Origin of the sequence: Streptomyces lycii, from assembly GCF_009735685.1 — a bacterium.
Lineage (GTDB): Bacteria > Actinomycetota > Actinomycetes > Streptomycetales > Streptomycetaceae > Streptomyces > Streptomyces lycii.
In genome coordinates this window covers 1-8,273 of sequence record NZ_WHPN01000342.1, presented here as the reverse complement: position 1 = coordinate 8,273, position 8,273 = coordinate 1, and the positions used below count along the sequence as shown (strand labels likewise).

The window sequence follows — 8,273 nt, the reverse complement described above, 5'->3', positions numbered from 1 at the left end:
CCCCGGCCCGTCCCCGGGCCGGACGCCGCCTCGCCCTGGCGGTCACCGCGGCGACCGCGACCGCGCTGCTGCCCGCGCTGGCCCTGCCCGCGCACGCCGCGCCCGTCACCGGCGACCGCGCCGAGGTGCTCGGCACCGACTCCCCCGACGCGGTCGGCGGCAGCTACATCGTCACCCTCAAGTCCGGCGACTCCGGTCTCAGCGCCCGCTCGCAGGCGGGCGAGGCTCTCGTCCGGAAGTACGGCGGCGAGATCCGGCACTCGTACAACTCGGTGCTCAACGGCTACGCCGTCCGGGCCTCCGCGGAACAGGCCGAGCGCCTCGCCGCCGACCCCCGGGTCGCCTCCGTCACCCAGGACTCGGCCGTGCGGCTCATATCCCAGGCCGACCCGCCGTCCTGGGGCCTGGACCGCATCGACCAGCCCGACCTGCCCCTCGACCAGACCTACGACGCCCCGGAGTCCGGCGGCGAAGGCGTGACGACGTACGTCATCGACACCGGCGTCAACACCTCTCACCAGGACTTCGGCGGCCGCGCCAGCAGCGGCTGGGACTTCGTGGAGAACGACGCCGTCGCCCAGGACGGCAACGGCCACGGCACGCATGTCGCCGGCACCGTCGCCGGCTCCGCCCACGGCGTCGCCAAGAAGGCCGACGTGGTGGGCGTGCGGGTGCTCGACGCCGAGGGATCCGGCACCACCGCCCAGGTGATCGCGGGCATCGACTGGGTGACCGAGCACGCCGAGAAGCCCGCCGTCGCCAACATGAGCCTCGGCGGCCTGCTCAACGGCGAGCTGGACACGGCCGTGCGCAACGCCGTCGCCTCCGGGGTGACCTTCACGGTCGCGGCCGGCAACAACAGCCTGCCCGCGGCCCTCTTCTCGCCCGCCCGGGTGCAGGAGGCGATCACCGTCGGCGCCACCGGCCCGGACGACGCCCGCGCGAGCTTCTCCAACTGGGGCGGCACCCTGGACCTCTTCGCGCCCGGCGTGGACATCACCTCCGCCTGGCCGACGAGTGACACCGCGTCGGAAACCCTCTCCGGTACGTCGATGGCCTCGCCGCACGCCGCCGGCGCTGCGGCGCTGCACCTCGGCGACCACCCGGCCGCCTCGCCCGCCGAGGTCGAGGCCGCGCTGGTGGAGAAGGCCGCGCCCGGCAAGGTCGGCGGCGCGGGCCTGGGATCGCCCAACCTGCTGCTCCAGGTCGGCGACTGACGGACCGCCGCCCACGGCCGGAAACACCGGCCGCACCGTCCGCAGGGGAACCGGCCCGCCGACACGGCGGGCCGGTTCCGCCGTTCCCGGGCCCGCGACCGGACACCGGACTGCCGCACCACGGCTGCCGGACGCCCGCCGCCGGACCACCGCGACCGGATCACCGCGGCCGGATCACCGCGGCGCCGGGTCACCGCGGCCGGTCCCGGGGGCGGGCATTTTCCGCTACGCACCGGTAGGTACGCCGCCGCCGTCATGCTCCGCCGCCCGCGGGGGCAGGCTTCTTCGGTACAGCCACTCCCCTCTGTACGGCCAACGCCCCGCACTTCCCTCAGCGCAGCCATCGGTACAGCCAGTCGTCCACCTGAGTGAACGCGGACAGGAGCGGCCATGCCCGCAACCGGCCACGCGCCAACGGAGCAGATAGAAAGAACAAAAGCCCATATAGTGGGTCAAACCGCTACGCCTTCAGGTGATCCCATGATCGGACGCATTCCCGTGCTGGACATCCGCCCGCTCGTCGACTGCGGGCGGCGGCCGGCCAGGGCGGTGGCCGGTGAGAGCTTCGACGTCGAGGCCACCGTCTTCCGTGAGGGGCACGACGCGGTCGCCGCGAACGTGGTCCTCCTCGACCCCGCCGGGCATCCGGGGCCATGGACGCCGATGCGCGAACTGGCGCCCGGGACCGACCGCTGGGGAGCCAGGGTCACCCCGGCCTCCGAGGGCCGCTGGAGCTTCCTGGTCGAGGCCTGGAGCGACCCGGTCGCCACCTGGCGCCACGCGGCCCGGGTCAAGATTCCCGCCGGGATCGACACCGAACTCGTCCTCGCCGAGGGCGCCGAACTGCACGAGCGGGCCGCCACCGGAGTGCCCAAGCGGGCCGGCCGGGAGGCAGTGCTGCACGCCGTCGACGTACTGCGGGACACGGACCGGCCGCCCGCCGGCCGGCTCGCCGCGGCACTCGCCCCGGACGTACTGGCCGCCCTGGACCGGCACCCGCTGCGCGAGCTGGTCACCGCCTCCCGCCCGGTGCCGCTCCAGGTGGAACGGCGCCGCGCCCTCTACGGCTCCTGGTACGAGATGTTCCCGCGCTCCGAGGGCGCCGTGGTCAAGGCGGGCGAGCCCCCGGTCAGCGGCACCTTCCGGACCGCCGCCGAGCGGCTGCCCGCGATCGCCGCGATGGGCTTCGACGTCGTCTACCTGCCGCCGGTCCACCCCATCGGCACCGCCTTCCGCAAGGGCCCGGACAACTCCCTCGACCCCGGCCCGTACGACGTCGGCTCACCCTGGGCGATCGGCTCGCCGGACGGCGGCCACGACGCGGTCCACCCGGACCTCGGCACCATCGAGGACTTCGACCACTTCGTGACGAAGGCCCGCGACCTGCGGATGGAGGTCGCCCTCGACTTCGCCCTGCAGTGCTCGCCGGACCACCCGTGGGTGCGCAAGCACCCGTCCTGGTTCCGGCACCGCGTGGACGGCACCATCGCGTACGCCGAGAACCCGCCGAAGAAGTACCAGGACATCCATCCGATCGACTTCGACACCGACATGCGCGGCATCACCCGGGAGACGCTGCGCGTCCTGCGGTACTGGATGGACCACGGGGTGCGGATCTTCCGCGTCGACAACCCGCACACCAAGCCGGTCGTCTTCTGGGAGAAGGTCATCGCCGACATCAACCGACGCGACCCGGACGTCATCTTCCTCGCCGAGGCCTTCACCCGCCCCGCGATGATGCACACCCTCGCGGCCATCGGCTTCCAGCAGTCGTACACCTATTTCACCTGGCGCAACACCAAGCAGGAACTCACCGAATACCTCACCGAGCTGACCGGTGAGGCGGCCGCCTACATGCGGCCCAACTTCTTCGTGAACACCCCGGACATCCTGCACGCCTACCTCCAGGAGGGCGGCCGCCCGGCCTTCGAGATCCGCGCCGTCCTGGCCGCGACGCTCTCCCCCAGCTGGGGCGTCTACGCCGGATACGAACTGTGCGAGGGCACCCCGCTGCGCCCGGGCAGCGAGGAGTACCTCCATTCCGAGAAGTACGAACTGCGCCCCCGGGACTGGGACGCCGCCGAGCGGGAGAAACGTACGATCACCCCGCTGATCTCCCGGCTCAACCGGATCCGCCGCCACCATCCCGCCCTCCAGCAACTGCGCGACCTGCACTTCCACCGCGCGGACAACGACTCGGTGATCGTCTACTCCAAGCGTGCCGACAACGCCGGGCCCGATGTGGTCCTCACGGTCGTGAACCTCGACCCGCACCACACCCAGGAGGCGACGGTCTCGTTGGACATGCCGGCACTCGGCCTCGAATGGCACGAGTCCGTCCCGGTGCGCGATGAGCTCACCGGCGAGACCTATCACTGGGGCAGGGACAACTACGTGCGTCTGGATCCGGGGCACCGGCCCGCGCACGTGCTGACCCTGCGACCGTCCTCACCGATCGGAGGGTCACCCACCACATGATCGTCAACGAGCCCGTCCAGGACACCTTCGAGGACACGCCCGCCGGGGACCGTGATCCCGACTGGTTCAAACGAGCCGTCTTCTACGAAGTCCTCGTACGGTCCTTCCAGGACAGCAACGGCGACGGCATCGGCGACCTCAAGGGCCTCACCGCCAAGCTCGACTACCTCCAGTGGCTGGGCGTCGACTGCCTCTGGCTGCCGCCGTTCTTCGCCTCACCGCTGCGCGACGGGGGCTACGACGTCTCCGACTACACCGCGGTGCTCCCCGACTTCGGCGACCTGGCCGACTTCGTGGAGTTCGTGGACGCCGCCCACCAGCGCGGCATGCGCGTCATCATCGACTTCGTCATGAACCACACGAGCGACCAGCACGAGTGGTTCCAGGAGTCCCGCCGGGACCCCGACGGCCCCTACGGCGACTACTACGTCTGGGCCGACGACGACAAGCAGTACCAGGACGCCCGGATCATCTTCGTCGACACCGAGGCGTCGAACTGGACCTTCGACCCGGTGCGCAAGCAGTACTACTGGCACCGCTTCTTCTCCCACCAGCCGGACCTCAACTACGAGAACCCGGCCGTGCAGGAGGAGATCATCTCCGCGCTGCGGTTCTGGCTGGACCTCGGCATCGACGGCTTCCGGCTGGACGCCGTGCCGTACCTCTACGCCGAGGAGGGCACCAACTGCGAGAACCTCCCCCGCTCGCACGCGCTGCTCAAGCGGGTGCGCGCCGAGATCGACGCGCACTACCCGGACACGGTGCTGCTCGCCGAGGCCAACCAGTGGCCCGAGGACGTCGTCGACTACTTCGGCGACTTCGAGCAGGGCGGGGACGAGTGCCACATGGCGTTCCACTTCCCCGTGATGCCGCGCATCTTCATGGCGGTCCGGCGCGAGTCGCGCTATCCGGTCTCGGAAATCCTGGCCAAGACGCCGGCCATCCCCTCCGGCTGCCAGTGGGGCATCTTCCTCCGCAACCACGACGAGCTGACCCTCGAGATGGTCACGGACGAAGAGCGCGACTACATGTACGCGGAGTACGCCAAGGACCCCCGGATGCGCGCCAACATCGGCATCCGGCGGCGGCTGGCCCCGCTGCTCGACAACGACCGCAACCAGATCGAGCTGTTCACCGCCCTGCTGCTGTCCCTGCCCGGCTCGCCGATCCTCTACTACGGCGACGAGATCGGCATGGGCGACAACATCTGGCTCGGCGACCGCGACGCGGTCCGCACCCCCATGCAGTGGACCCCCGACCGCAACGCGGGCTTCTCGTCCTGCGATCCCGGCCGGCTGTTCCTGCCGACCATCATGGACCCGGTGTACGGCTACCAGGTCACCAACGTCGAGGCCGCCATGAGCAGCCCCTCGTCGCTGCTGCACTGGACCCGGCGGATGATCGAGATCCGGAAGCAGAACCCCGCGTTCGGACTCGGCACCTACACCGAGCTGCCGTCCAGCAACCCGGCGGTGCTCGCCTTCCTCCGGGAGATGCCGGCGGGCCCGGGCGGCAGCGGTGACGGGGACGACGACCTCGTGCTGTGCGTCAACAACTTCTCCCGGTTCGCCCAGCCCACCGAGCTGGACCTGCAGGCGTTCGCCGGGCGGCATCCCGTCGAGCTGATCGGCGGGGTGCGCTTCCCGGCCATCGGCGAGCTGCCGTATCTGCTGACGCTCGCGGGACACGGCTTCTACTGGTTCCGGCTCCGGCGGGCCGACAGCGCGCCCGGCGGCGGGAGTTCCGGTGCGCACGGCTCCGGGGCACACGGCCCCCGGGCGGACGGTCCCGGCGCGCGGCGTTCCACCGCCGGCGGCGCGTCCGCGGCCGGCGCGGCCGGTGACGGCACCGGCGGCTGATCCCGCCCGCACCGCGGGCTGCCGCGCCCGTACCGGCGGCTGATCCCACCGGTACCCGCGGCCGACCGGCCCCTCCATGGCGGGGCGTATACATCCGGAATTCCGGTTTTCACCGCCCCGCCATGGGCACTCTCCGCAGTACTGAGGCCCCGAAAGTCCCCGTCCGCGCAGCAGATAGGCCAATCGCCTTAACCGTTCGGACGATCCTCACCCGACACGTCCCGCACCGCCCGGAAGCAAATGCCGCAATCCGGGACACTTACGAGCATCTGTGGTGTGCCCGGGGAAAGGACGCGACGCCATGTCGGAGGGCTCGATCCGCGCCAACCCGCTCGCCGCGGCCCGCGCGGGCACCACGGTCCCGCACGCCGCGGAGGCCGGACCGGGACCGGGACGACCGGCGCCGCAGGCCGCCGCACCCACCCGAGCGCTGCTTCCCTCGCTGGTGCCGCTGCTGCGCGAGTGGCTGCCCCGGCAGCGCTGGTTCGCCGGCAAGGGCAGCCCCATCACCGGTTTCTCGCTGGTCTCCGCCACCGAGCTGCTGCCCCCCTCGGCCGGCGGCGCCACCCCCGGGCTGCTCCATCTGCTCGTACGCGCCGAACAGGACGGCCCGGCGTCCCGGCCGGGAGCGCGCGGAGGCCCCGCGGCCGACTGCTACCAACTCCTCCTCGGCATCCGCGCCTCCCTCCCCCCGCATCTGGCGCACGCCCTCATCGGCCGCCCCACCGGCGGCCCGCTGCACGGCCGCACCGTCTACGAGGCTTTGCACGACCCGCGGCTCGCCGGGCTCCTGCTGGAGCGGCTGCGGGTGCCCGGCCGGCTCGGCGGGCTGCGCTTCACCCGCGCCCCGGGCACCTCCATCGGCTCCGGCCTCACCCCCCGGCTGATCACCGCCGAGCAGTCCAACTCCTCCGTGGTCTACGGCGACGCGTACATCCTCAAGGTCTTCCGGCGCATCGGCACCGGCGTCAACCCGGATCTGGAGCTGCCGCTGGCCCTCGCCGGCGCGGGCTGCGACCGGGTGCCGCATCCCACGGCCTGGTTCGAGGCCGAACCCGCCGTCGAGGCCGCCGCCGGCGCCGGGCTCGGCACGGCTCCCGCCGACGACGACCCGGACGGCGGTCCGCTGACCCTCGGCATCCTCCAGCCGTTCCTGCCCGGCTCCGCCGACGGCTGGCAGCTCGCCATGAACTCCCTCTCCGTACGGGCCGACTTCACCGGTGCCGCGCGGGCGCTGGGCCGGGCCACCGCGGAGGTGCACACCGCGCTGGCGGCCGCGCTGCCGACCGCCGTGCTCCGCGGACAGCAGACCGAGCTGATCGCGCAGGGGATGACGGACCGGCTGGAGGCCGCGGCCGCCGCGGTGCCCGCGCTGCGCCCGTACCGCGAGCGGCTGCGCACCGCGTTCGACGACTTCGCCGCCCTCGGCCGCCGCGGCCGCACCTGGCACGCCCAGCGGATACACGGCGACCTGCACCTGGGCCAGTCGCTGCGCACGGCGCACGACGGCCGCTGGGCGCTCATCGACTTCGAGGGGGAACCCGCCCGCCCGATCAGCGAGCGCCGCCGCCTCCAGCCGGTGGCCCGGGACATCGCCGGGATGCTCCGCTCGTTCGACTACGCCGCCCGCACCCACCATCCGGCGCCGGACACCTCCCGCTGGGCCCAGCAGTGGTCGCTGCTCAGCCGCGCCGCCTACTGCGACGGTTACGCGGAGGCGGCGGGGACCGACCCGCGCGACGAACCCGAGCTGCTGCGGGCGTACGAGACCGACAAGGCCGTCTACGAGGTGCTGTACGAGGCCCGGCACCGGCCGGACTGGCTGCCGGTCCCGATGGCCGCCATCCGCCGGCTGGCGGGCAGCGCCGAGGAGACGGCGGGGGCGGCGGACGGACGTCCGACACCGGACCGCCCGGGTCGCTCCGACCGCTCCGACCGCTCTGCCTCCGCCGATTTTGCCGGCCCTGCCGATCCCGCCGACCGTCCCGGCCGCTCCGCCCCTGCCGACCGTCCCAACCGCTCCGACCTTGCCGACCGTTCCGGCCGCTCCGACCCTGCCGACCGCTCCGGCCGCCGCGACCGTTCCGGCGGTCCGGTGCGCTCGGTGCCCGATCGCCGGGGCCCGTCGGCATGACCGGCATGAACGGTTCTTCCGGTGTCCGCCGCGCCGTGTGCGGCGGCGGCACCCCGCGTTTCCCCCTGTCCCATTCCCTTCACGTTCCTCCGAGGAGGACTCACTCGTGACCCCCCGCCCGCCGTCCCGGCACCCCTCCGACGACGCCCTGCCCGGCCCCCGCGACGAAGACGGCGCGCACAGCCCGGAACCCGCCCCCCGCAAGCGGGCCGCCCGCCGGACCCGCCCGGCCGGCGCCGCGCCCGGGTCCCCCAAAACCCCGGGCACCGGCGACGGCGGCGGCCCGGCCGGTGAGGCCGCCGCGGCACCGGCCGGTGACACCGGCACCGCGGAACCCCGCACTCCGCGCGCGGCCCGTGCCCGTAAGACGACGGCACGCCGGCCCGCCCGCGCGAAGAGCACCGAGGCGGACGGCACCGCCGCAGCGGACGCACGCGCGACGACGGACGCACGCGCGGCAGCCGACACACGCACGACAACGGGCGCACGCGCCGCAGCCGGCGAACGCGCGACAGCGGCCGGCACCCCGGACCCGGACACCGCCGCCCGCGCGGCCACCGTCGGCAAGGAGACCAAGGCGCCGGG

4 protein-coding genes and 1 pseudogene are annotated in these 8,273 nt (G+C 73.2%); all 5 read left to right on the top strand.

The window, feature by feature from the left end; genetic code table 11:
- On the top strand, positions 1–1,217 hold a 1,217-nt coding region (locus tag GCU69_RS21960), incomplete at its 5' end, for a S8 family peptidase (protein WP_408055833.1).
- 480 nt (positions 1,218–1,697) lie between these two features.
- A complete protein-coding gene (locus GCU69_RS21955; RefSeq protein ID WP_170315909.1) occupies positions 1,698–3,695 on the top strand; it encodes an alpha-1,4-glucan--maltose-1-phosphate maltosyltransferase in 1,998 nt (665 codons plus the stop codon).
- On the top strand, positions 3,692–5,554 hold the full coding sequence (gene treS, locus GCU69_RS21950; protein WP_170315908.1) for a maltose alpha-D-glucosyltransferase: 1,863 nt from the start codon (positions 3,692–3,694) through the stop codon (positions 5,552–5,554). The genes GCU69_RS21955 and treS overlap by 4 nt, the downstream gene beginning before the upstream one ends.
- Positions 5,555–5,855: 301 nt before the next feature.
- Positions 5,856–7,688 (top strand): maltokinase N-terminal cap-like domain-containing protein, encoded by a 1,833-nt coding sequence (locus GCU69_RS21945; protein WP_218037963.1) that lies wholly within the window; start codon positions 5,856–5,858, stop codon positions 7,686–7,688.
- A 106-nt stretch (positions 7,689–7,794) separates the two neighbouring features.
- Positions 7,795–8,273, top strand: a pseudogene (locus tag GCU69_RS21940) (hypothetical protein); the annotation flags it as partial.